This is a genomic window from Aeromicrobium sp. (assembly GCF_023146395.1).
Classification (GTDB): domain Bacteria; phylum Actinomycetota; class Actinomycetes; order Propionibacteriales; family Nocardioidaceae; genus Aeromicrobium.
The window spans coordinates 52,399-75,108 of record NZ_JAGLCD010000017.1 but is presented as its reverse complement, the minus strand read 5'-3'; the positions used below and the strand labels follow the sequence as shown (position 1 = coordinate 75,108).

The 22,710-nt window shown below is 71.5% G+C and carries 22 protein-coding genes; 17 read left to right on the top strand and 5 right to left on the bottom strand.

Annotated elements, in window-relative coordinates; translation table 11 throughout:
• Positions 1 to 9 precede the first annotated feature (9 nt).
• The 12 genes from hrcA to KAG51_RS12260 all read left to right on the top strand — a co-directional run bounded on the left by hrcA (position 10) and on the right by KAG51_RS12260 (position 12,121).
• Positions 10 to 1,023: a heat-inducible transcriptional repressor HrcA gene (hrcA, locus tag KAG51_RS12315; RefSeq protein WP_290584095.1), complete on the top strand. Its 1,014-nt coding sequence runs from the start codon at positions 10 to 12 to the stop codon at positions 1,021 to 1,023.
• Between the two features lie 44 nt (positions 1,024 to 1,067).
• Positions 1,068 to 2,225 carry a molecular chaperone DnaJ gene (gene dnaJ, locus KAG51_RS12310; protein ID WP_290584093.1) on the top strand — a complete coding sequence of 386 codons (1,158 nt, stop codon included), beginning with the start codon at positions 1,068 to 1,070 and terminating at the stop codon, positions 2,223 to 2,225.
• A 27-nt stretch (positions 2,226 to 2,252) separates the two neighbouring features.
• Positions 2,253 to 2,594, top strand: a complete 342-nt coding sequence (locus KAG51_RS12305) for a histidine triad nucleotide-binding protein (RefSeq protein WP_290584091.1) — start codon at positions 2,253 to 2,255, stop codon at positions 2,592 to 2,594.
• 69 nt (positions 2,595 to 2,663) lie between these two features.
• Positions 2,664 to 3,662 carry a PhoH family protein gene (locus KAG51_RS12300; RefSeq protein WP_290584089.1) on the top strand — a complete coding sequence of 333 codons (999 nt, stop codon included), beginning with the start codon at positions 2,664 to 2,666 and terminating at the stop codon, positions 3,660 to 3,662.
• A complete protein-coding gene (ybeY, locus tag KAG51_RS12295; protein ID WP_290584087.1) occupies positions 3,640 to 4,116 on the top strand; it encodes an rRNA maturation RNase YbeY in 477 nt (158 codons plus the stop codon). The genes KAG51_RS12300 and ybeY overlap by 23 nt, the downstream gene beginning before the upstream one ends.
• A gap of 5 nt (positions 4,117 to 4,121) precedes the next feature.
• Positions 4,122 to 5,423: a hemolysin family protein gene (locus KAG51_RS12290; RefSeq protein ID WP_290584203.1), complete on the top strand. Its 1,302-nt coding sequence runs from the start codon at positions 4,122 to 4,124 to the stop codon at positions 5,421 to 5,423.
• Positions 5,420 to 5,770: a cytidine deaminase gene (locus KAG51_RS12285; RefSeq protein ID WP_290584085.1), complete on the top strand. Its 351-nt coding sequence runs from the start codon at positions 5,420 to 5,422 to the stop codon at positions 5,768 to 5,770. The genes KAG51_RS12290 and KAG51_RS12285 overlap by 4 nt, the downstream gene beginning before the upstream one ends.
• Positions 5,770 to 6,714, top strand: coding sequence for a GTPase Era (gene era / locus KAG51_RS12280; protein WP_290584083.1), 945 nt, complete (start codon positions 5,770 to 5,772; stop codon positions 6,712 to 6,714). The genes KAG51_RS12285 and era overlap by 1 nt, the downstream gene beginning before the upstream one ends.
• A gap of 37 nt (positions 6,715 to 6,751) precedes the next feature.
• A complete protein-coding gene (locus tag KAG51_RS12275) occupies positions 6,752 to 7,771 on the top strand; it encodes a PHP domain-containing protein (RefSeq protein WP_290584081.1) in 1,020 nt (339 codons plus the stop codon).
• A gap of 87 nt (positions 7,772 to 7,858) precedes the next feature.
• Positions 7,859 to 8,782, top strand: a complete 924-nt coding sequence (locus tag KAG51_RS12270) for an AAA family ATPase (RefSeq protein WP_290584079.1) — start codon at positions 7,859 to 7,861, stop codon at positions 8,780 to 8,782.
• Positions 8,782 to 9,966: a DUF58 domain-containing protein gene (locus KAG51_RS12265; RefSeq protein ID WP_290584077.1), complete on the top strand. Its 1,185-nt coding sequence runs from the start codon at positions 8,782 to 8,784 to the stop codon at positions 9,964 to 9,966. Before KAG51_RS12270 ends, KAG51_RS12265 begins: the two co-directional genes overlap by 1 nt.
• Positions 9,953 to 12,121, top strand: coding sequence for a DUF3488 and transglutaminase-like domain-containing protein (locus KAG51_RS12260; protein WP_290584075.1), 2,169 nt, complete (start codon positions 9,953 to 9,955; stop codon positions 12,119 to 12,121). The genes KAG51_RS12265 and KAG51_RS12260 overlap by 14 nt, the downstream gene beginning before the upstream one ends.
• A gap of 2 nt (positions 12,122 to 12,123) precedes the next feature.
• Here KAG51_RS12260 and KAG51_RS12255 read toward each other — a convergent pair whose 3' ends face one another.
• Entirely contained in the window at positions 12,124 to 12,531 is a 408-nt protein-coding gene (locus KAG51_RS12255; RefSeq protein WP_290584073.1) for a MerR family transcriptional regulator, read from the bottom strand.
• Positions 12,532 to 12,599: 68 nt separating this feature from the next.
• Here KAG51_RS12255 and KAG51_RS12250 point away from each other — a divergent pair, with 68 nt between their 5' ends.
• Complete coding sequence (locus KAG51_RS12250; protein WP_290584071.1) at positions 12,600 to 13,583, top strand: NAD(P)/FAD-dependent oxidoreductase; 984 nt, start codon at positions 12,600 to 12,602, stop codon at positions 13,581 to 13,583.
• 116 nt (positions 13,584 to 13,699) lie between these two features.
• On the opposite strand, the gene KAG51_RS12245 is transcribed toward KAG51_RS12250, so the two are convergent.
• The 3 genes from KAG51_RS12245 to KAG51_RS12235 all read right to left on the bottom strand — a co-directional run bounded on the left by KAG51_RS12245 (position 13,700) and on the right by KAG51_RS12235 (position 17,054).
• Positions 13,700 to 14,149, bottom strand: a complete 450-nt coding sequence (locus KAG51_RS12245; RefSeq protein ID WP_290584069.1) for an NAD(P)H-dependent oxidoreductase — start codon at positions 14,147 to 14,149, stop codon at positions 13,700 to 13,702.
• Between the two features lie 125 nt (positions 14,150 to 14,274).
• The gene (locus KAG51_RS12240) at positions 14,275 to 15,690 is read right to left on the bottom strand and encodes an acyl-CoA synthetase (protein WP_290584067.1); all 1,416 of its coding nucleotides are present in this window, start codon (positions 15,688 to 15,690) and stop codon (positions 14,275 to 14,277) included.
• Positions 15,687 to 17,054, bottom strand: a complete 1,368-nt coding sequence (locus KAG51_RS12235; protein ID WP_290584065.1) for an SLC13 family permease — start codon at positions 17,052 to 17,054, stop codon at positions 15,687 to 15,689. Before KAG51_RS12235 ends, KAG51_RS12240 begins: the two co-directional genes overlap by 4 nt.
• Before the next feature lie 112 nt (positions 17,055 to 17,166).
• On the opposite strand from KAG51_RS12235, the gene KAG51_RS12230 reads away from it, so the two are divergent.
• Entirely contained in the window at positions 17,167 to 17,913 is a 747-nt protein-coding gene (locus KAG51_RS12230) for an IclR family transcriptional regulator (protein ID WP_290584063.1), read from the top strand.
• 15 nt (positions 17,914 to 17,928) lie between these two features.
• On the opposite strand, the gene KAG51_RS12225 is transcribed toward KAG51_RS12230, so the two are convergent.
• A complete protein-coding gene (locus tag KAG51_RS12225; protein WP_290584061.1) occupies positions 17,929 to 18,891 on the bottom strand; it encodes a glutathione S-transferase C-terminal domain-containing protein in 963 nt (320 codons plus the stop codon).
• Between the two features lie 167 nt (positions 18,892 to 19,058).
• Between KAG51_RS12225 and leuA the strand changes: the two genes are divergently transcribed.
• The 3 genes from leuA to KAG51_RS12210 all read left to right on the top strand — a co-directional run bounded on the left by leuA (position 19,059) and on the right by KAG51_RS12210 (position 22,703).
• Positions 19,059 to 20,801 (top strand): 2-isopropylmalate synthase, encoded by a 1,743-nt coding sequence (gene leuA / locus KAG51_RS12220; RefSeq protein WP_290584059.1) that lies wholly within the window; start codon positions 19,059 to 19,061, stop codon positions 20,799 to 20,801.
• Between the two features lie 109 nt (positions 20,802 to 20,910).
• Complete coding sequence (locus KAG51_RS12215; RefSeq protein ID WP_290584057.1) at positions 20,911 to 21,894, top strand: ATP-binding cassette domain-containing protein; 984 nt, start codon at positions 20,911 to 20,913, stop codon at positions 21,892 to 21,894.
• A complete protein-coding gene (locus KAG51_RS12210; protein WP_290584055.1) occupies positions 21,891 to 22,703 on the top strand; it encodes an ABC transporter permease subunit in 813 nt (270 codons plus the stop codon). The genes KAG51_RS12215 and KAG51_RS12210 overlap by 4 nt, the downstream gene beginning before the upstream one ends.
• Positions 22,704 to 22,710 lie beyond the last annotated feature (7 nt).

The window sequence follows — 22,710 nt, the reverse complement described above, 5'->3', positions numbered from 1 at the left end:
GAGGCTGTGATGTCCGACGACCGTCGCCTCGACGTCCTCCGCGCCATCGTCGAGGACTACGTGGCCACGCAGGAGCCCGTGGGCTCGCGGGCGCTGGTCGAACGCCATCACCTGGGGGTCTCCTCGGCCACGATCCGCGGCGACATGAAGGCCCTGGAGGACGAGGGGTACCTCACCCAGCCGCACACCTCGGCCGGGCGCATCCCCACCGACAAGGGCTACCGGATGTTCGTCGACCGTCTGGCCACGGTCAAGGCCCTGTCGCCGGCCGAGCGTCGCGCGATCGAGCGGTTCCTGTCGGAGTCGGTCGACGTCGACGACATCGTCCAGCGGAGCGTCCGGGTCCTCGCCCAGCTCACGAGCCAGGTCGCGGTCGTGCAGTACCCCAGCCTGACCCGCTCGACGGTGCGCCACGTCGAGCTCGTGGCGCTCGACGCGAGTCGCGTGCTCGTCGTCGTCATCACGAGTTCCGGGCGGGTCGAGCAGCGCACGATCGACCTCCCCTCACCCCTCGGTGACCGGCTCCTGGCCGACCTGCGCGCGCGCATCCTGCCGGTCGTCCTCGGGGTGCGTCTGTCCGACGCGGCCGTCAAGGTCGCCGACCTCATCCCCGCCTTCGACCCCGAGGACCAGCCGGTCGTGGCCACGGTCGTCGCCACGCTCGCGCAGACGTTCTCCGACGAACGTTCCGACGCGCGCATCGTCGTGGGCGGCACCTCGAACCTCGCCCGTTTCGGAGCCGACTTCGACACCACCGTCGGTCCGGTCCTCGAGGCGCTCGAGGAGCAGGTCGTGCTCCTCAAGCTGTTGGGCGAGGCCTCCGGCGGGGTCACGGTCCGCATCGGCGGCGAGACGGGTCTCGACACCCTCGCCGGCACCGCGGTCGTGGCCTCGGCCTACGGTGGTGACGGCAGCCGCGCGACCCTCGGCACCGTGGGCCCCACCCGCATGGACTACCCCGGGACGATCGCCACCGTCGCCGCTGTCGCCCGGTACGTCGGCCGCATGCTCGACGACGCCTGACGACCGCCCGAACCCGTCCAGAACTCCCAGCCCGAAAGCACCTCATGGCCTCCGACTACTACGCGCTGCTCGGCGTGGACCGCTCCGCGACCCCCGAGGAGATCAAGAAGGCGTACCGCCGCCTGGCGCGCCAGCTGCACCCCGACGTCAACGACGCCCCCGATGCCGCGGAACGGTTCAAGGAGGTCTCCCAGGCCTACGAGGTGCTGTCGGACCCGCAGAAGCGTCAGGTCTTCGACCGCGGCGGTGACCCGATGGGCGGCCAGCGCGGCGGCGGCGGGTTCGGTCAGGGGTTCAGCTTCGACGACATCATGGACGCGTTCTTCGGTCAGTCCTCGCAGCGTGGGCCGCGGTCGCGGGTGCAGCGTGGCCAGGACGCCCTGCTCCGGCTCGAGGTCGAGCTCGCCGAGGCGGTCTTCGGGGTCACCCAGGAGCTCAAGGTCGACACGGCGGTCGTCTGCGAGGTGTGCGACGGCAGCGGTGCTGAGGAGGGCTCCCAGCCCGTCACGTGCGGCACCTGCCACGGACAGGGCGCGATCCAGCACGTGCAGCGCTCCCTGCTCGGCGACATCCGCACGGCCCGCCCGTGCCCGACCTGTCACGGCTTCGGCTCGGTCATCCCCGATCCGTGCCGGGCGTGCGACGGCGAGGGCCGTGTCCGGGCTCGTCGCAACCTGACGCTCACGATCCCGGCCGGCGTCGACCACGGCACGCGCATCCAGCTCACCGGCGAGGGCGAGATCGGTCCGGGCGGCGGACCCGCGGGCGATCTCTACGTCGAGATCCAGGTCCGTCGCCACCCCGTGTACTCGCGCAGCGGCGACCACCTGGAGTGTCAGGTCACGCTGCCGATGACTGCCGCCGCGCTGGGTACCACGCTCGACCTGCCGTCCCTGCGGGCCGACCTCGAGGAGCACGACGGACCCGAGTCCATCGTGGTCGACGTCGAGGCGGGCTCGCAGTCCGGCGAGGTCGTGGTCGTGCGCGGCGAGGGGGTGCCCCGGCTGCGCGGCATCGGCTCGGGCGACCTGCGCGTCACGGTGGTCGTCGAGACCCCCGACAAGCTCGACGACGAGCAGCGCGAGCTGCTGCAGCGCCTCGCGACGCTGCGGGGCGAGGAGCGCCCGGAGGCCCGCCTCGGGGCCACGCACCGCAGCGTGTTCGGCCGGATCAAGAGCGCCTTCCGCGCCGCCGGCGAGTGATCGGGCGCCGTGCGGTAGGACTGGAGCATGAGTGACGACTGCCTGTTCTGCTCCATCGTCGCCGGCGACGTCCCGGCCGACGTGGTCGGTGAAACCGACCACACCCTCGCCTTCCGCGACATCAACCCGCAGGCACCGACCCACGTGCTGGTCATCCCGAAGCGCCACGAGCCGGACGTCGCGAGCCTCGCTGCGGCCGACCCGGAGGCCACGGTCGACCTGATCACGCACACGCGCCGCATCGCCGACGAGCTCGGCACCGGTTCGTACCGGCTCGTGTTCAACACCGGCGCCGACGCGTTCCAGACGGTGTTCCACTGCCACGGGCACGTGCTCTCGGGCCGATCGTTGACCTGGCCTCCCGGCTGAGCACCACGACGGGGCGCTGGGTCACGGCCGCTCGACGTCCACGAGTCTGGCCGTAGACTGGCAGCACCCATGACTCAGCACCCCACCCACACCTTCACGGTCCCCACCAGCATCGACGCGGTCGCGCTCTTCGGCGCCGGCGACGAGTTCCTGCGACTCATCGAGCGCGACTTCGACGCCGACATCCACGTCCGCGGCAACCAGGTGAGCGTCACCGGCGAGCCCGGCGAGGTCGCGCTCGTCGAACGGCTCCTCGACGAGCTCACGACGATCGTCCGCACGGGCCAGGGCATGACCGCCGAGACGGTGGAGCGCAGCGTCGGGATGCTGCGGGCCGAGACGCACGAGCAACCGGCCGAGGTCCTGAGCCTCAACATCCTGTCGAACCGCGGCCGCACGATCCGGCCCAAGACGCTGAACCAGAAGCGCTACGTCGACGCGATCGACGAGCACACGATCGTGTTCGGCATCGGCCCGGCCGGCACGGGCAAGACGTATCTCGCGATGGCCAAGGCCGTGCAGGCGCTGCAGTCCAAGGAGGTCAGCCGCATCATCCTGACCCGTCCGGCCGTCGAGGCCGGGGAGCGGCTCGGCTACCTCCCGGGCACCCTGAGCGAGAAGATCGACCCGTACCTGCGCCCGCTGTACGACGCCCTGCACGACATGATGGATCCCGAAGCCATCCCGAAGCTGCTGACCGCCGGAGTCATCGAGGTCGCACCACTGGCGTACATGCGTGGCCGGACCCTCAACAACGCGTTCATCATCCTCGACGAGGCCCAGAACACCACGGCCGAGCAGATGAAGATGTTCCTGACTCGTCTCGGCTTCGGCTCCAAGGTCGTGGTCACGGGAGACGTGACCCAGGTCGACCTGCCGACCGGTCAGCGCAGCGGACTGCGGATCATCCAGGGGATCCTGGGCGACATCGACGACATCCACTTCGCAGAGCTCTCGGCGCAAGACGTCGTCCGGCACCGCCTGGTGGGCAAGATCGTCGCCGCCTACGACGAGTTCGAGAACGGTGCCGAGGAGCAGGAGATCCGTGAACGTCGACGTCCTCGATGAGTCCGGGACGGGCGTCGACGTCGTCGCCCTGACCCGCCTCTGTCGCTTCGTCATGCGGCGCATGCGTCTTCACCCGGCCACCGAGCTCACGGTCCGCCTGGTCGAGCCCGACACGATCGCGACGCTCAACGAGCAGTGGATGGGCAAGAAGGGGCCGACCGACGTCCTGTCGTTCCCGATGGACGAGCTCACGCCCGGTCGTGACGACGAGGAGGCGCCGGAGGGCTACCTCGGCGACATCGCCCTGTGCCCGCAGGTCGCCGAGCAGCAGGCGCCCGCGGCTGGTCACTCGACGTCCGACGAGGTCGACCTGCTGCTGGTGCACGGCATCCTGCACCTGCTCGGGTACGACCACGCCGAGCCGGAGGAGCATCGCGAGATGTTCGGCCTCCAGGGTCGCCTGCTCGTGGAGTGGCAGCGCGCCGAGCTCGGCGTCGACCCCGAGGGGCCGTGACCGCGATGCTCGATCCCGCCAGCTGGACGCCGGCACTGACCGCGGTGGCCCTGGCGTTCGTCGCCGGGCTGCTGACGAGCACCGAGGCCGCTCTGTCGTCGTTCTCCCGGGCGCGGGCCGAGGAGCTCGACGACGAGGGACGCGCTGGGGCCGCTCGACTCCTGCGGATCCTCGACGACCCCGCGCCGTACCTCAACAGCCTGACGCTCCTGCGAGTCCTCGCCGAGACGGCCTCGGTCGTGCTGGCCGCGATCTTCGTGGCCGGCGAGATCGAGGGCCTGTGGCAGCAGTTCGTCGTCGCGACGCTCGTGATGGGCCTGGTGAGCTTCGTGTTCATCGGCGTCGGTCCGCGCACGCTCGGACGTCAGCGGGCCGAGGCCGTCGCGGTCTGGTCGGCGTGGCCGGTCATGGCGCTGGAGTGGGTCCTGGGCCCCATCCCGAAGCTGCTCATCGTGATCGGCAACGCCCTGACCCCGGGCCGCGGCTTCACCGACGGCCCGTTCGCCTCCGAGGTCGAGCTCCGGGAGATGGTCGACCTCGCGGCCGCGTCGTCGCTCATCGAGACCGACGAGTCGAAGATGATCCACTCGGTCTTCGAGCTCGGCGACACGATCGTGCGCGAGGTCATGGTGCCGCGCACCGACGTCGTCGCGGTCGAGCACACCAAGACCCTGCGCAAGGTCATGTCGCTGTCGTTGCAGAGCGGGTACTCGCGTCTGCCCGTCGTGGAGGAGAACCTCGACGACGTCGTGGGCATCGCCTACCTCAAGGACGTCACGAAGCGAGTCTTCGACAACCACACGGCCGAGCAGGTCGAGCGCATCGACTCGATCATGCGGCCGTGCCTGTTCGTGCCCGACACCAAGCCGGTCGACGACCTGCTGCGCGAGATGCAGGCCAGCCGGACCCACATCGCGATCGTGGTCGACGAGTTCGGCGGCACCGCCGGGCTCGTCACGATCGAGGACATCCTCGAGGAGATCGTCGGGGAGATCACCGACGAGTACGACTCCGAGCCCGACGAGGTCGAGGTCCTGACCGACGGCTCGTGGCGGGTCAGCGTGCGCCTCGACATCGACGACCTCGCCGAGCTCACCGGCATCAGCGACCTGGAGGACGAAGAGGTCGACACGGTCGGCGGTCTGCTGGCCAAGCACCTGGGGGAGGTGCCCCTGCCGGGGTCCCACACCGAGGCGCTGGGCCTGCGCCTGCTGGCCGAGGGCAGCACCGGGCGACGCAACAAGGTGGGCCACGTGCGGGTGACCCGGCTCGCCGAGGACGACGAGTCGGTAGCCTCGGGCTCATGAGCCACGAACACGCCGTCGAACTCGAGGCCGAGGACGCCAAGCTGGTCACCCTGGCGCGGGCGTCCCGGGCCCGCACCGGTGCGGCCCAGGGAGCCGCGGTCCGCGACCAGGACGGTCGCACCTACACCGCGACCACGGTCGAGCTCGAGGTGCTGCAGCTCGAGGCGCTCGACCTGGCCGTCGCAATGGCCGTCTCCTCCGGGGCCTCCGACCTGGAGGCCGGCGCCGTCGTCGGCCCCGAGGACCGCATCGTCAACCTCGACGCGTTCCGCGAGCTGGCCGGTGAGGACACGCCGGTCTACTCGGCCACGCCCGACGGCACGGTGCACGCCGTCAAGCACACCTGATGCCGGGTCCTGGGGACGCCGCGGCGGTCCCGCAGTTCCGGTCGGGCTTTGCCTGTTTCGTGGGCCGGCCCAATGCCGGCAAGTCGACGCTGACCAACGCGCTCGTGGGCGAGAAGATCGCCATCACGTCCTCCAAGCCGCAGACGACCCGGCACGCGATCCGCGGTCTGGTGCACCTCGACGGCGCCCAGCTGATCCTCGTCGACACGCCGGGTCTGCACCGCCCCCGCAACACCCTGGGGGAGCGGCTCAACGACCTGGTGCGCGCGACGTGGGCCGACGTCGACACCGTCGCGATGTGCTTCCCCTCCGACCAGAAGGTCGGGCCGGGCGACAAGTACCTCGTCGCCGAGCTGGCGGGCCTGCGCCAGAAGCCGGTGCTCGCAGTGGCCACCAAGACCGACCTGGTCTCGCCCGACCGCCTCGCCCAGCACCTGATGGCGATCCAGGCCGCTGGTGACGAGGTCGGCCTGCGCTGGCAGGACATCGTCCCGGTCAGCGCCAAGGACGGCAGCCAGGTTGAGCTGCTGCGTGACCTCCTGGTCGCGACCCTCCCGGCGGGCGCACCGCTGTACCCCGACGGCCAGCTCACCGACGAGCCTGCCGAGACGCTCGTGGCCGAGATCGTGCGTGAGGCCGCGCTGGAGGGGGTGCGCGACGAGCTGCCGCACTCGCTGGCGGTCGTGGTCGACGAGATCGTCCCCCGCGAGGACCGTCCGCCGGGCAAGCCGCTCACCGACGTGCGCGTCAACGTCTACGTCGAGCGCGACAGCCAGAAGGGCATCATCATCGGCAAGCAGGGCGCGCGCCTCAAGGAGATCGGGGCCACCTCGCGTCGTCAGATCGAGAAGATCATCGGCACCCCCGTGTACCTCGACCTGCACGTCAAGATCGCCAAGGACTGGCAGCGCGACCCCAAGCAGCTGCGCAAGCTGGGGTTCTAGCTGCGCAGTGGTCCGCCCGTCGGGCCACGATAGGGGCATGGATCCCATCGAGGCACTGGACGAGATCGGCTTCTGGCTCGAGCGCGGTCGGGCGTCGTCGTACCGGGTCGAGGCGTTCCGCAAGGCGGCGCGGCTGCTCGAGGGGCGCAGCGCCGCCTCGGTGCGAGACCTGGCCGCCCAGGGTCGTCTGCGCGACCTCCCGGGCATCGGTGAGCGCACCGCCACGGTGCTCGCCCAGGCGCTGGCCGGGGACGTGCCGGACTACCTGGCCGATCTGCGTGAGCAGGGACGTGGCCCCGTCGTCGAGGGCGGCGAGGCGGTACGTGCCGCGCTGCGCGGCGACCTGCACGTGCACTCCGACTGGTCCGACGGCGGGTCACCGATCCACGTGATGGCCAGGACGGCCCAGTGGCTCGGGCACGAGTACATCGCCCTGACCGATCACTCACCGCGGCTCACGGTCGCGAACGGCCTGTCGGCCCACCGGCTCGCCGAGCAGCTCGACGTGGTCGCCGCGGTCGACGCCGAGCTCGACGACTTCCGCCTGCTGGCCGGCATCGAGGTCGACATCCTCGAGGACGGCACGCTCGACCAGACGCCGACGATGCTCGACCGGCTCGACATCGTGGTGGCGAGCGTCCACTCCAAGCTCCGGTCGGACCGTCGCACGATGACCCGGCGGATGCTGCGGGCGGTCGAGGACCCGCACACCACGGTGCTGGGTCACTGCACGGGCCAGCTCGTCGGAGGGTCGCGGGGCACGCGGCCGCCCAGCGAGTTCGACGCTGCGGCCGTCTTCGCGGCATGCGCGGAGCACGGCGTCGCGGTCGAGGTGAACGCACGCCCCGACCGTGCCGACCCGCCGGACGACCTGCTGCGTCTCGCGGTCGACCTCGGCTGCCTGTTCAGCATCGACTCCGACGCGCACGCGCCCGGACAGCTCGACTTCCTCGACCACGGCTGCGTCCGGGTAGCGGGCACCGATCTCCCGCTCGACCGGATCGTCACGACCTGGCCGGTGGACCGTCTCCTCGCCTGGTCCCACGCGGGTCGCTGAGACGACGGAGCGCGACGGGAACCTCTGATCGACCGGCGGCGTTGGCCAGGTGAGGCCATCATGGAGGTCTACCGGTGAGGGGCGTGCATGAGCCAGGTCAGCAGCATCGTCGAGCAGGTCGAGCGCGTCATCGACGGCAAGTCCGAGGCCATCGAGACCGCCCTGGTGGTGCTGCTCGCGGAGGGTCACCTGCTGATCGAGGACGTCCCAGGCGTCGGGAAGACCGTGCTCGCCAAGGCGCTGGCCCGCACCCTCGGGTGCTCGGTGAGCCGCATCCAGTTCACGCCCGACCTGCTGCCGTCGGACGTCACGGGCGTCGCGGTCTACGACCAGCAGTCCGGTGACTTCGTCTTCAAGCCCGGTGCGGTCTTCGCCAACGTCGTGATCGGTGACGAGATCAACCGGGCCTCGCCGAAGACCCAGTCGGCGCTCCTGGAGTCGATGGAGGAGCGCCACGTCACGGTCGACGGCACGACGCACCCGCTGGCCACCCCCTTCGCGGTCATCGCGACGCAGAACCCCGTCGAGATGGAGGGCACCTATCCGTTGCCCGAGGCGCAGCTCGACCGGTTCATGGCGCGGATCTCGATGGGCTACCCCGACGAGGACGCCGAGCTGGCGATGATGCACGACCGGGACGCGGTCGATCCGATGGACGAGATCGTGCCGGTCACGACGGCCGAGGGCCTACGATCCATGATCGCGGCGGCGCGGGCCGTCCACGCCTCGCCGGAGGTGGAGCAGTACGGCGTCTCGCTCGTGCGGGCCACCCGGCGCGATCCGGAGGTACGGCTCGGCGCGAGTCCGCGTGCCGCCCTCCACCTGCTGCGCGCGGCCAAGGCCCGCGCCTACGTGCACGACCGGGAGTTCGTCCTTCCCGACGACCTCGTGGCACTGGCCGGCCCCGTGCTCGCCCATCGCCTGTCGACGATCCGAGGTTCCGGTGACGACGCCGTGGACCGGGTCCTGGTTTCGACGGCCGTGCCGGCCGGCGCGCGCGACGTGCGCTGATGACGGCCGTCCGGCCCACAGGCCGCGGCGTCGCCTTCCTGCTCGCGGCACTGCTGGCCCTGCTGGTGGCGGGACGCTACGACGTGCGCGCCCTGCTCCCGGTCACGGGGTTCCTGCTCGCGCTCGTGGCCCTCGGCGCCGTCACGGTGATGCTGGCGCCGCGACGTCTCGACCTACGCCGCTCGGTCACTCCCCAGGTCATCGACCACGGGGCGATCGGCACGGTCACCCTGCAGGTGGGACTCCGCTCGTCGGTCGACGGCGGCGACATCGGGTGGCGTGCACTCCTGCCGCCTGAGCTGGGCGGTCCGGCCGCCGGCGCGGTGGACCGGCCGGGCCTCGGTCGGTCGAGGACGAGGACGGTCGAGGTCGACCTCAAGGTCACTGGGGTCGCGCGCGGGCGCCACGACCTCGGACCCCTGGTCGTCGAGGCTCGGGACCCGTTCGGACTGGTGGTGCGCCGGCGTCGCCTGGCTGACCCCCTCGAGGTCGTGGTCCTGCCGCGCCGGGTGGTCCTGCCGCGGCTGGCGTCCCTCCTCGGCCACGAGGCCGGCCAGGACGGTCGACCGACCGCCCGCCGGCGCGGCGACGGCGAGGACGACGTCGTGTCCCGCACCTACCAGCCCGGTGACCCGCCCAAGCGGATCGACTGGCGCACGACGGCTCGCCGCGGCGAGCTGATGGTGCGCCAGGACGAGCCGGCGACGGCCGAGCGCATCGCGGTCGCGGTCGACCCCGGCACCGATGCGGCGGCGGCGGAGTGGGCGCTCGTGGCCGGCGCCTCGGCGATCACGCACCTGGTCGGCGACGGGCACGCCACCGTGACGCTCGTGCCCGGGTGCCCCGTGCGGTCGATCACGGGAGCCCACGACACGGCGCGTGACGCCCTGGTCGACCTCGCCGGCCTGACCCATCGCGACGGCGCTCCGGTCGACCTCGCGGGTGTCGATGCGCGCCCGGTGGTGGCGGTGCTGGGCGTGGTCGACCCGGCCCGGGCCCGGGCGTGGTCTGCGGCGCTGCGGCCGTCGTCGGCGGTGCGGGCCCTGGTCGCCGCCGAGAGCGGGGCGGCAGCCCTCGCGGTGCTCCGTTCGGCCGGGTGGCGGGTCGTGGTCTGGGACGACCTCGACGAGGTCGCGGTCCGGTGGGCCGACCTGGGCCGGGAGGCGAGTCGTGCCCCGGCGTGAGCACCTGCTCGAGCACGGCCTCCTCCTGGGGGCGCTGGCCGTGCTGGCCGGGGGGTACGAGCGGCTCCTGAGCGGGAGCTGGTGGTGGATCACGATCGTGGCCGCCCTGGCCTGCGTGCTGGGCGCGACGGCGCTCGTCCGCCACGTCGGGGCCCGCGGTGCGCCGCTCGCGGGCCTCGTGACCGGTTTCGTCGTCGTGGCGCTGGCCAGTGTCCCGAGCACGTTGCTGCTCGGCGTGATCCCGACCCCGACGACGTTCACCGCGATGGCCGAGCTGCTCGACCGAGCGCGCACCCTCGTGGCCGAGGAGGTGCCACCGGTCGAGGCGATCCCCCCGATCACGCTCGTCGCCGCTGGCGCCTTCGCCCTGGTGGCCCTCGTGGCCGACCTGCTGCTGCAGCGCCGGGGTGGGGTGCCGCTGATCGGGCTGCTCCTGGTCGTGACCTACCTCGTGCCGGCGGTCGTGGCCGACGAGGTCCCGTCGTTCGTCGTCCTGGTGGTGCCGGCGGGCCTGTGGCTCGTCCTGCTGCACCGGTCCGCGACGCGCGCGAGACCGGGCGGGCTCATGACCCCGGCCGGACTGCTCGTCGGGTCGGCCGCGGTCGTGCTGGCCTTCGTCCTGGTCCCGGTCCTGCCGGACACCTCGGCGGTGACCGGCCGGGCCGACGACCTCGACGCCGGCCCGTTCGGACGGGGGATCAATCCGATCCTGAGCCTGGGCGACGACCTGCGGAGCCCGTCGCGAGCGCTCGCGCTGGAGTACACGACGGACGGGCCCCCGCCCTACCTGTCGGTCGCGATGCTGCGCGACTTCACCGGGGAGACCTGGCGTCCGGTCACCGAGGACGACGTGTCCTACCAGGAGGGCCGGGCCGACCTCTCCGAGGAGGTCGACGTCGGTCGTCAGGTCGTCGAGGTCGAGATCAGAGACCTCCGCACGACGATGCTGCCGGTGTCCTACCCGGCGGTCGACGTCCGTGGGCTCGAGGGGGAGTGGAACCGGCTCGACGCGGGACTGACCTTCCGCTCCGACTCGAGCGACACCGGGGGCCAGACGTACTCCGTCACGAGTCTCGTGCGCCGACCGACGCCGCAACAGCTCGTGGCGCCGCCGCCGACCGGCCTGCGCCTGCAGGAGGACTACCTCGAGCTTCCTGACGACCTGCCGCAGTCGATCACCGACGCCGCCCAGCTGGTGACCGGCGGCGCCGTGGGCGCCTACGCCAAGGCCCAGGCGTTGCAGGACTTCTTCCGGTCCGGTGCCTTCGAGTACTCCGAGACCGCGCCGGTCGACGGCGACTACGACGGCAACGGGATCGCCGTCATCGAGCGCTTCCTCCAGGAGCGGAGCGGCTACTGCGTGCACTTCTCGTCCGCGATGGCGGTCATGGCCCGGTCGGTGGGGGTGCCCGCCCGGATCATGGTCGGCTACGCCCCCGGGACTCGCGCGCAGCCCAGGCCCGGTGCCGATCCGGACGAGGAGCGCTACCGTGTCACGACCGACCAGCTCCACGCGTGGCCCCAGATCTACGTCGACGGCGTGGGATGGGTCGAGTTCGAGCCGACGCCGGGCATCGTCGACGATCCGGACGCAGACGAGGACGACGACACCTCGTCCGCGCCCGTGCCGACCACCTCCGTCCCGGTCCCGGAGCCCACCCAGGCGGTGCCGACCCCGACGCCGCAGACCGATCCGTCGTCGGTGGCCGCGGCCCCCGTGGAGCGGAGCACGGACGTGGGTCGCACGGTGCTGCTCCTGGTGGCGATCCTCGGAGCCCTGGCGGTGGCGCCCGCCCTCGCGCGTGCTGCGCTGCGGCGACGACGGCTCCGGCGGTCCTCCACGCCGGACGACTGGTGGCGCGAGATCGTCGCCACCGCGGACGACGTCGGTATCGCCTCCGATCCCAGCACGACGCTGAGCGCGCACGTGGACGAGCTGTCCCAGCACGTGGAGACGCAGGCGCGTGACGCGCTCGAGCGACTCCGCACGCTTCTCGAGGCACAGCGGTACGGACCGCGACGGGTCGCGGTCGGTACCGCTGCGGCCAGCCGGGCCGACGCGGTCAGCGTCGTGGAGCACCTGCTCGCGCGGGCCACTCCGGCGGACCGGCGGCGGGCGCGCGTCCTGCCGCGCTCCCTGCTGCGCCGGAACTGAGCTCAGCCGACGAGATCGGCCACGAGTCCGGCGAACTGCGGGCACGTGGTGATGTCGTGCTTCGTGCAGTCGAAGGCGTGCATCGTCATCTCGCGCGATCGTTGCATCTCGGCCATGCGGCGATCCAGGTCGGCGACGTGGTCGAGCAGCACCTGGTGACGGTCGGGGGCGTCCTCGTCGAGCAGGACCCGGATCTGGTCGAGCCCCATGCCGGCCTCCCGGTTGCGCACGATGACCGCGATGCGCACGACGTCGTTCTGGTCGTAGCGTCGCCGTCCGCCGGAGTCGCGGGCCGGCCGGAGCAGGCCGACGTCCTCCCAGTGCCGCAGCACGTGGGTCGGCAGATCGAACTTCGCGGCGGTGTCGCCGATGCTCCACCGCGCCGAGGGCGCGTCGGCACTTGACTTCATGTTGACATGAAGTCACACACTCGGGTCCGACGGCAACTCGTCGCGCACGTCAGACTCGGGAGAAACCCATGAACGACACCGCACAGCACGACAGCCCGCTGCACGACACCGCACAGCACGACGCCTTGGTGATCGGTGGTGGCCCGGCAGGTCTGCAGGCCACGCTGAGCCTGGCGCGGGTGCACCGCACGGTGCTGCACCTCGACTCGGGCGTGTACCGCAACGCGCCCGAGCGACACCTGCACAATCTGATCGGTCACGACGGCCAGGATCCGGCCGAGCTCCGTGCCGCGGCCCGGCGTGACATCGCCGCCTACGGCACCGTCACCAGCGTCGCGGCCCGTGTCGTGTCGCTGACGGGGGAGGCAGACGACTTCACGGCCGTGCTCGACGACGGATCGACGCGCCGGGCGCGCCACGTCGTGCTGGCCACGGGCGTGCGCGACGAGCTGCCGCCCATCGAGGGGCTCACCGAGCTCTGGGGTCGCGGGGTCGCCCACTGCCCGTTCTGCCACGGGCACGAGCTGAGTGGCGGCGCCGCCGGCGTGATCGGCACGGTCCCCGGCCACCTCCTGCACCTGGCCGGGTTCTTCCCGCGGATCTCGCGGACGTTCGACGTGTTCTCCCACGGCACCGCGGTGGACGCCGAGACGCGAGCCGTGCTGGACGCGTACGGCGCAACGGTGCACGACCAGGTCGTCGAGCGCGTGACGCCGCAGGGGGAGGGGCTCGTGGTGCACCTCGCGGCTGCCGACCCGGTGCGGCTCGACGGCGTCTTCGTGGCGCCGACGGTCCACCAGGCGGCCCCGTTCGCCGAGCAGCTGGGCCTCGAGGTCTCGGCGATGGGGTCGATCCTGGTCGACGCGTTCGCTCGCACGAGCGTCCCGGGCGTCTACGCGGCCGGCGACGCGGCCCACCACCGTGACCTGCCGATGGCCATGGCCTCGGTCGCGAACGCGATCGGTGCCGGCGCGTTGGCCGGCGGTGTGTGCGTCGCCGACCTGATGGTCGCCGACCGCGCCGCGCTCCTCGCCCCCACCGCCGGGCGGTGAGGTACGCGCCAAACCGTGCGAGGAGCGGTGACCTGTGCGCCGAACTGACCCGCAATGTGGCGCGTAGGTCACCGCCCGCGAGCCGGTTCGGCGCGCAGGTCACCGCCCGCCCGGGGTCAGGACAGCGTCGCGGCGACGGTGCCGCCGAGCTCGGTGGCGGCCTCGAGGCGGTCCTCGGTGACCTCGCCCGTGAACACCAGCGGCTCGGCCACGAGGGTCCAGCCGAGCCCGGTCGTGATCTGCTCCATCGCGCGCTCGGCGCCGGTCGTGTCGTAGCCGCCGTGGATCCAGTACGAGAACGGACGCTTGGCGGTCTCCTCGCGCACGTGGTCGTAGACCGTGTCGAAGAAGTGCTTCATCGCCCCGGAGATGTACCCGAAGTTCGCCGGCGTCCCGAGCACGTAGCCGTCTGCGGCCAGCACGTCGTCGATCCCGGCCTCGAGCGCCGGTAGGACCTGGACCTCCACGCCCTCCAGGTCCGGGTGCCGCGCCCCGGCCAGCACGGCGTCCGCGATCGTCCGGAGGTTCTCGGTCGGCGTGTGCTGGACCACGAGCAGACGGGACATGTCGAAACGCTAACGCGGCCTGCCGGGTGGCGGGCGGTGACCTACGCGGCGATGCCGCAGGCCGGCGGTGAGCGACGCGCCAATGGAGACGGTGATTCGGCGCGCCACTCACCGCCCACCGGGGGTCAGTGGGGCAGGAGCTGCTTCTTCTGGACCTTGCCCATGTGGTTGCGGGGGAGCGCCTCGACGAACACGATCTCGCGCGGCCGCTTGTGCCACGAGAGGTCGTCGGCGACGTGGGCCACGAGAGCGGCGGCGAGCTCGTCGGACGGCGCGGCAGCCTCGGTCACGACGTATGCGACGATCCGCTGGCCCAGGTCCTCGTCCGGCAGGCCCACCACGGCGACCTCGAGCACCTCGGGGCGCGCCAGGAGCGAGGTCTCGATCTCGCCCGCTCCGATGCGGTAGCCGCCGGACTTGATGAGGTCGACCGACTCGCGACCCACGATGCGGTGGAATCCGCCGGCGTCGACGACGGCGAGGTCGCCCGTGATGAACCAGCCGTCGTCGGTGAACACCTCGGCCGTGACCTCCGGCAGGTTGAGGTAGCCGTCGAAGAGCATCTCGCCGCGCACCTCGAGCCGGCCGATCGTCTCGCCGTCGGCGGGAGCGTCGGAGCCGTCCTCGGCGCGGATGCGAGTCTCGGCCCCCGCGACCGGCAGGCCCACCCACCCGGGCCGGCGCTCGCCGTCGGCGCGGGTGCTGAGCGTCAGCAGGGTCTCGGTCATGCCGTAGCGCTCGATCGGCGACTGCCCCGTCAGCTCGCGGAGCCGCTCGAACACCGGCACCGGTAGGGGTGCGCTTCCCGAGACGAGCAGGCGCGCCGAGGCGAGCCGGCGTGCGGACTCCGGGTCGCGGGCGACGCGGCCCCAGATCGTGGGCACACCGAAGTACATCGTGGCGTCGGCGGCCGCATAGCGCTCCGGCGTGGGCTTGCCGGTGTGCAGCACGCGTGAACCGAGGTGCAGCGACCCGAGCACCCCCAGCACGAGTCCGTGGGTGTGGAACAGCGGCAGGCCGTGCGCGACGGTGTCGGCGTCGGTCCACCCCCAGGCCTGCGCGAGGCCGTCGATGCCGACGCGCAGCGCTCGTTGGCTCATCAGGACCCCCTTCGGCGCCCCCGTCGTGCCGGACGTGTAGAGGATCGTCGCGACGGCCTCCTCGTCGACCGGCGGCGGCAGCGCGACCTCGGCCGCCGGGCGCACGTCGACCGACCGGACCGGGAGGCTCACCCCGTCGCGGGCGGGTCCGACCCAGCTGGTCGCTCCCGAGTCGTCCAGGACGTGGGCCAGCTCGGCCGGGCCGGAGTCCGGCGCCACCGGCACCACGGGCACCCCGGCCAGCAGGCACCCCGTGACGGCGACGACGGTCTCGAGCGTGGGCTCGGCGCAGACCGCCACCGGACCGGCACCCGGGAGCGTCCCCGCGAAGGTCGAGGCGGCCGAGCGCAGCCCCGACCACGAGAGCGAGTCCTGGTCGATCCGGACCGCGTGGTCGTCGTCGGGTCGGGTGGTGTCGCGCAGTGCGGCGAGGAACGTCATGAGAAGGCCATTCCGGGAAGGATGAGGGTCAGGGTGAGGGCGACGGGGCCGATCACGACCATCGACAGGCCCCACCGTGTCAGCAGGGTCGTCATGCGGGGTCGCTGCTCCTCGTCGACCGTGGTGGCGACGTACGTGGCGCCGACCGTGGAGAAGGGTGACACGTCGACGATCGAGGCGCACACGCCGATCGCACAGATCATGGCCCACCCGGGGATGCCGCCCTCGGAGATGAGCGGCAGGGCGAGCGGCACCAGGGCGGCGAGCATGCCGGTCGTCGAGGCGAAGGCCGAGATCAGCCCGGCGGCCGCGCACAGCATCAGGGCGGCGATGACGGGTGCGCCGACGGCGGCGGCCTTCTCGCCGAGCAGGTCGATCACGCCCATCTGCGTCAGGACGCCGACGTAGGTGATGATGCCGCCGACCAGCAGCACCGAGCCCCAGTCGATCCGCGACATCGCGGCCTTGCCGGCCTTCGGGTCGAGGAGCGCGAGCGCCGCGCCGAGAGCGAAGCCGATGACGCCGATGTCGGGATCGGCGTCGCGCAGGGCGAGCACGACGACGAGCGCCACCAGCACGACCATCGCCGCGAGCGTCAGGGACTGCAGGCCGGTGGGCCGGCCGACCGGACCACGCTCGCCGTCGCCGTCGCCGCTGTTCGCGCGGTCGGGCTCCAGGTCGAGCGAGGACTGGCCGTAGGTCGGCAGGGCGTTCCTCTGGGCCTCGCCGCGGGCGACCATGGCCTTGGCGAACTCCGGGGTGGCGGCACGGCGACGACCGCGGCCGAACAGGACGTGCGCCACGACGAGCAGGACGAGGTTGATCGCGATGGCGACGCCGAACAGCAGCAGCGGGCTCAGCTCGATGCCGGCCGAGTCGGCGGTGCCCCACGTGATGATGCCGAACAGGCTGGTCGGTGCGAAAGCGCCGGCACTCAAGCCGCAGCCCATCGCGAGTGCCATGAGCATCGGGTCGATGCCGCGCTTGTGCGCCACGCTCATGCCCATGGGCGCCATCACGAGACCGCCGAGAGGCGCACCCATCGCCGAGATCAGTCCGGTCAACACGAAGAAGGCGGTGGGGAGCAGGGCCACGCGGTCGCCGACCTTCGCGAGCGAGGACTCGATGAGCCAGTCGATCGTGCCGTTGCTGTGCGCGATGCCGAAGAAGTACGTCACGCCGACCAGGAGCACCAGGATGCTCAGGGGGAAGCCGGCCACGACGTCGTCGAGCGCGATGTCGGCGATCCAGATGCCGACGACGCAGGCGACAGGGAACATCGCGATGCCGATGTTGACGTTGCGCACGGCCGCGATCGCGAACACTGCGATGAAGATCGCGAGCGCGAGAAGTTGTTCGAACATGAAGGTCTCCGGTCGACGGTCGGGGATGACAAACGGTCCATCAGATGGCACAATGGTCTAACTGGTGGACCGTACGATGTAACGTAGAACACACTTCCCGCGAAAGGCAAATATGGCCACGACGAGCGTCGTCTCCGCGTTCCGGGTGCTCGAGGGCGTCGCCCGCCTGCAGCCCGTGGGGCTCTCCGAGCTGGCCCGCGAGGTCGAGCTGCCCAAGAGCACCGTCCAGCGCTGCCTGCTCACGCTGCAGGAGGTGGGGTGGGCGGAGTCGTCCTCCTCGGCGCCGACGCGCTGGAGCATGACGCTGCGGGCCCTCTCGGTCACGGGCGGCATGGGCGCGCGCGAGAGTCTGCGCGACGTCGCGGTGCCGGTCATGCACGAGCTGCAGTTGTCGACGACCGAGACGATCCACCTCGTCGCCCCCGACGGCGACGAGCTCGTGCTGCTGGAGCGCCTCGACACCGCGCACTCGCTCCGGGCCTTCCTCCCCCTGGGGGAGCGGATCCCGTTGCACGCCTCGGCGACGGGCCTCGCCTTCCTGTCGGCCTGCGACGCCGGGCGGATCGACCGCTACCTCGACGGCCCGCTCGTGCCCCGCACCCCCGACTCGCTGACCGATCCCGACCGGATCCGCGACGAGCTCGCGCACATCCGCGAGCGCGGCTGGTCGGTCAACGTCGGCGGGCTGTCCTCCGGCATCAGCTCGCTCGGAGCGCCGGTGCTGGACCACACCGGATCCCCGGTCGCGGCGGTCTCGATCTCCGGCCCCTCGAGCCGCATCGAGCCGTCGCGCTTCGACGACCTCGGGGCCCAGGTCGCGCAGGCCGCCGCCCGCATCACGCAGCGGCTCCGCGCCTGATCCGGGGCCGTCGCCTCAGAGGCGGTCGCGCCCGTGCGGGGTCTGCCACACCGACGGGTCGGGCCCCTGCGGCACGATCTGCGTCGGGTTGATGTCGGTCTGCACGACGTAGTAGTGCGCCTTGATCTGGTCGAAGTTGGTGTTGTCGCCGAAGCCGGGCGTCTGGAACAGGTCCCGTGCGTAGCCCCAGAGGTTCGTCATCTCGGTGAGCTTGTTGCGGTTGCACTTGAAGTGGCCGTGGTAGACCGCGTCGAAGCGCGCCAGCGTCGTGAAGAGGCGCACGTCGGCCTCCGTGATCGTGTCGCCCATCAGGTACCGGCGGTCGGCCAGGCGGTCCTCGAGCCAGTCGAGCGCGGTCCAGAGCCGCTCGTACGCCGCCTCGTAGGTCTCCTGGGACCCGGCGAACCCGCAGCGGTACACGCCGTTGTTGACCTCGGTGAAGACCCGCTTCATGACCGACTCCATCTCCTCGCGGACGTCGTCCGGCCAGAGGTTCGGTGCGTCCGGGCGGTGGAACTCCTGCCACTCGAAGAACAGGTCGTGCGTGATCCAGGGGAAGTCGTTCGTGACGACCTGCTTGGTGGGCACGTCGACCATCGCGGGCACCGTGATGCCCTTGGGGTAGGCCGGGAAGCGTGCGAAGTACGCCTCCTGCAGGCGCTCGTACCCCAGCACCGGGTCGACACCACCGGGGTCGAGGTCGAAGGTCCAGCTCCGCCGGTCGTGCGTCGGCCCGGCCAGGCCGAGGCTGATGACATCCTCGAGGCCGAGGAGCTGCCGCACGATGATGGCGCGGTTGGCCCACGGACAGGCCTTGGCCGCGACGAGGCGGTACCGACCGGGTTCGACGGGCCAGTCGGCGGAGTCGCGCGTGATCCGGTCGGGGATGTAGTCCATGTCGCGGTCGAAGTCGGCGCCAGCCTTCACGTAGGCGCCGGTGGTGGAGAGGTCGGAGTCCGCGGAGCTGGGGGTCGTCATGCTGCTACGCTAGCCGGGACATGCGTATCGCGAATCTCGTTCTCCTGAGCCCCGTCGAAGGGCTCCTTCGCTGCCGCGTCGAGGTCTGATCAGGTCGGACACCTCGCCGCGGGGTCTCGTCGTCGCCGACCGCTTGAGACCGCACCCATTTTTCGAGGATTCCGAGCATGAAGAACAACATCGTCTCTCCGCAGACCCCCTCCGCCATGCCCGTCGGGCGCTACACGGCGTTCCCGCCGATCGACCTGCCCGACCGCACCTGGCCCGGCCAGGTCATCACCAGGGCCCCACGCTGGTTGTCGACCGACCTGCGTGACGGCAACCAGGCCCTCATCGACCCCATGACCCCCGTGCGCAAGCGGCGCATGTTCGACCTGCTCGTGCGCATGGGCTACCAGGAGATCGAGGTCGGCTTCCCCTCGGCCTCCGAGACCGAGTTCGAGTTCATCCGTTCGCTGATCGAGGGCGACCTGATCCCCGACAACGTCACGATCTCGGTGCTGACCCAGGCTCGTGAGGACCTGATCGAGCGCACGACCCAGTCCCTGGCCGGGGCCAAGCGGGCGAACATCCACCTCTACAACGCCGTTGCTCCGATGTTTCGTCGCGTCGTGTTCAACGCCTCGCGCGACGAGGTGCGGGCCATCGCCACGCGGGGTACCGAGCTCGTCATGAAGCACGCCGAGCAGAACATGCCCGGTACCGAGTTCGGCTACCAGTACAGCCCCGAGATCTTCACGGGCGCGGAGCTGGAGTTCTCGCTCGAGGTCAGCGAGGCCGTGATGGACGTCTGGCAGCCCGAGGACGGCCGCGAGATCATCCTCAACCTGCCGGCCACGGTCGAGATGGCCACGCCCAACACGTACGCCGACCAGATCGAGTGGTTCAGCCGGAACGTCAGCCGTCGCGAGAACGTCGCGATCAGCCTGCACCCGCACAACGACCGTGGCACCGCGGTGGCGGCCACCGAGCTGGCCCTCATGGCGGGTGCGGACCGGGTCGAGGGCTGCCTGTTCGGTCACGGCGAGCGCACCGGCAACGTCGACCTGGTGACGCTGGGCATGAACCTGTTCAGCCAGGGCATCGACCCGCAGATCGACTTCTCCGACATCGACGAGGTGCGGCGCACCGTCGAGTACTGCACCAACCTGCCCGTGCACCCGCGCCACCCGTACGCGGGCGACCTGGTCTACACCGCGTTCTCCGGCTCGCACCAGGACGCGATCAAGAAGGGGTTGGAGGCGCTCGACCGCGAGGCGGCCGCCCAGGGCGTGCCGGTCTCGGAGATCCCGTGGGAGGCGCCCTACCTGCCGATCGACCCGCACGACGTGGGGCGCAGCTACGAGGCGGTCATCCGCGTCAACAGCCAGTCCGGCAAGGGCGGCGTCGCGTACATCCTGCGGTCCGAGCACCAGCTCGACCTCCCGAGGCGTCTGCAGATCGAGTTCAGCCGGGTCATCCAGAACCTGTCGGAGGGCGACGCCGGCGAGATCGACGCCGCCACCATCTGGTCGACGTTCCGCACCGAGTACCTGGAGCGCTCCGAGCCGTACGCCCTGACCTCGTTCAGCTCCACGACCTCGGTCGACGGTCGCGACCAGCAGGTCGTCGACCTCGTGGTGCGTGGCGAGACCCGCTCCTTCAAGGGAGAGGGCAACGGCCCCGTCGACGCCTTCGTCGACGGGATGCGCCAGGCCGGCGCCGAGATCCGGGTGCTCGACTACTCCGAGCACGCCCTCTCCGCCGGCGGCGACGCGCATGCCGCCGCGTACGTCGAGTGCGAGATCGCGGGCGAGATCGTGTGGGGCGTGGGCATCCACGCCAACATCGTGCGGGCCTCGCTCGAGGCCGTCGTCTCGGCGGCCAACCGCGCCGTCGGGGTCACGATCCCGCACGGTTCGCCCGCCTGAGACGCCGCGTGTGACCCGATCTCGACCCGCGCCCGGCGCGGGTCGAGATCGGGTCTGCCGCGATCCTCGCTAAGGTCGGGGTGGACCAGCTGACGACGACGGGGGAGTCGTGACCGCACCTGCCATCACCATCGAGCACCTGACGAAGCGCTTCGGCGCCGTCACCGCCGTCGACGACCTCTCGTTCGCGGTCGCGCCGGGCCGGGTCACGGGATTCCTCGGGCCCAACGGATCGGGCAAGACCACGACGTTGCGCATGCTCCTGGGGCTCATGCAGCCGACCTCGGGCCGCGCGATCGTCGGGGAGAGCGAGTACCGCACCATCCGGCGCCCGGCCCAGCTCGTCGGCGCGGCACTGGAGGCGTCGAGCTTCCACCCCGGCCGCACGGGCCTGGGTCACCTGCGCACCCTGGCCCCGCAGGTCGGGGTGCCCGATGCGCGCTGCCACGAGGTCCTGGAGCTGGTGGGCCTCGAGGGCGCCAAGAAGCGGCGCGTCGGCGGCTACTCGATGGGCATGCGACAACGCCTCGGGCTGGCGGCGTCGCTGCTGGGCGATCCGTCGATCATCATCCTCGACGAGCCCGCCAACGGGCTCGACCCGCAGGGCATCGCCTGGCTCCGCGGGCTCCTGCGCGCGCTCGCGGCCGACGGGCGCACCGTGCTCGTCTCGAGCCACGTGCTGGCCGAGGTGCAGCAGTCGGTCGACGACGTCGTCGTGATCGGCAGCGGCAGGCTCATCCACGCCTCCACGCTCACCGAGTTCGAGCAGCTCGCGTCGCGCGACGTGCTCGTGCGCACGGCCGACTACCAGGCTGCCGACCGCGTGCTGAACGAGCGGGGATGGCGGGTCGACCCGCACCTGGAGCACCACGTCGTCCACGACGTCGACGCCGCCGAGATCGGTGCGGCGCTCCACGCGGCGAACCTCGAGGTGCACCAGCTCGCCGACCACGGCGCCGACCTCGAAGCGGTCTTCCTGCGCCTCACCGAGTCCTCGGACGCCCCGACGACCCACTTCGGCGGCCCGTCGTCTGCCGACGTGGCCCCGCCGCCCCCGCCGGCGGCGCCGGGTCCGAACGGAGGTGCGGCATGATCACGGCACTCGTCGCGGAGTCCCGCAAGTTCTTCTCGACCCGGTTGTGGTGGGTCCTCGCCCTCGTGATGGTCGCGTACCTGGCCTTCATCGCCGGCGTCTTCGCGTTCTCGCTCACGGTCGACACCGGGTCCTCCTCCCAGCCGAGCGACTTCCTGTCGCCGCGGGAGGTCGCCCAGAGCATCTACGCGCTGACCAGCCCGATCGGCTACGTCTTCCCGCTGGTCGTCGGCAGCCTCGCGGTCACGGCGGAGTTCCGGCACAAGACCATCACCGGAAGCCTCCTGGTCGAGCCGCGCCGGTCGGTGCTGCTCGTCGCGAAGCTCGTGTCGAGCATCCCGCTCGGTCTGGCGTACGGAGTCCTGGCGACCGGCACCGTGGTGGCCGTGGGTGGCCCGGTGCTCGCGCTGTCAGGCGACGGCGCGTTCCTCGGTGACGGCGAGGTCATCGAGACCTTGGTGCTGTCGGTCGTCGTGATGGCGCTCTGGACCATGATGGGAGTCGCGTTCGGCTCAGTCCTGACCAACCAGGTCGCGGCGATCGTCGTGGTGCTGGCGTTCACCCAGCTCATCGAGCCGATCGCGCGTGTCGCGCTTGGCGCGTTCGACGCCACGAGCGAGGTCTCGAAGTTCCTCCCGGGTGCGGCGGCCGACGCCGTGCTCGGGTCGAGCTTCTTCAGCTCGTTCGGGGGCGAGGGCGGCGGCACCGACCTGCTCCCGCAGTGGGGCGGGGCCGTCGTGATGGTCGCCTACATCGCGGTCCTGGCCGTCGTGGGCCGGTCCACGACGTTCCGCCGCGACATCGGGTGACCCGGGC

Bases quoted from the DNA above. Each gene is read 5' to 3' on its own strand.
- hrcA (WP_290584095.1), top strand. From the start codon at position 10: ATGTCCGACGACCGTCGCCTCGACGTCCTCCGCGCCATCGTCGAGGAC.
- dnaJ (WP_290584093.1), top strand. From the start codon at position 1,068: ATGGCCTCCGACTACTACGCGCTGCTCGGCGTGGACCGCTCCGCGACC.
- KAG51_RS12305 (WP_290584091.1), top strand. From the start codon at position 2,253: ATGAGTGACGACTGCCTGTTCTGCTCCATCGTCGCCGGCGACGTCCCG.
- KAG51_RS12300 (WP_290584089.1), top strand. From the start codon at position 2,664: ATGACTCAGCACCCCACCCACACCTTCACGGTCCCCACCAGCATCGAC.
- KAG51_RS12290 (WP_290584203.1), top strand. From the start codon at position 4,122: ATGCTCGATCCCGCCAGCTGGACGCCGGCACTGACCGCGGTGGCCCTG.
- KAG51_RS12285 (WP_290584085.1), top strand. From the start codon at position 5,420: ATGAGCCACGAACACGCCGTCGAACTCGAGGCCGAGGACGCCAAGCTG.
- era (WP_290584083.1), top strand. From the start codon at position 5,770: ATGCCGGGTCCTGGGGACGCCGCGGCGGTCCCGCAGTTCCGGTCGGGC.
- KAG51_RS12275 (WP_290584081.1), top strand. From the start codon at position 6,752: ATGGATCCCATCGAGGCACTGGACGAGATCGGCTTCTGGCTCGAGCGC.
- KAG51_RS12270 (WP_290584079.1), top strand. From the start codon at position 7,859: ATGAGCCAGGTCAGCAGCATCGTCGAGCAGGTCGAGCGCGTCATCGAC.
- KAG51_RS12265 (WP_290584077.1), top strand. From the start codon at position 8,782: ATGACGGCCGTCCGGCCCACAGGCCGCGGCGTCGCCTTCCTGCTCGCG.
- KAG51_RS12255 (WP_290584073.1), bottom strand. From the start codon at position 12,531: ATGAAGTCAAGTGCCGACGCGCCCTCGGCGCGGTGGAGCATCGGCGAC.
- KAG51_RS12250 (WP_290584071.1), top strand. From the start codon at position 12,600: ATGAACGACACCGCACAGCACGACAGCCCGCTGCACGACACCGCACAG.
- KAG51_RS12245 (WP_290584069.1), bottom strand. From the start codon at position 14,149: ATGTCCCGTCTGCTCGTGGTCCAGCACACGCCGACCGAGAACCTCCGG.
- KAG51_RS12240 (WP_290584067.1), bottom strand. From the start codon at position 15,690: ATGACGTTCCTCGCCGCACTGCGCGACACCACCCGACCCGACGACGAC.
- KAG51_RS12235 (WP_290584065.1), bottom strand. From the start codon at position 17,054: ATGTTCGAACAACTTCTCGCGCTCGCGATCTTCATCGCAGTGTTCGCG.
- KAG51_RS12230 (WP_290584063.1), top strand. From the start codon at position 17,167: ATGGCCACGACGAGCGTCGTCTCCGCGTTCCGGGTGCTCGAGGGCGTC.
- KAG51_RS12225 (WP_290584061.1), bottom strand. From the start codon at position 18,891: ATGACGACCCCCAGCTCCGCGGACTCCGACCTCTCCACCACCGGCGCC.
- leuA (WP_290584059.1), top strand. From the start codon at position 19,059: ATGAAGAACAACATCGTCTCTCCGCAGACCCCCTCCGCCATGCCCGTC.
- KAG51_RS12210 (WP_290584055.1), top strand. From the start codon at position 21,891: ATGATCACGGCACTCGTCGCGGAGTCCCGCAAGTTCTTCTCGACCCGG.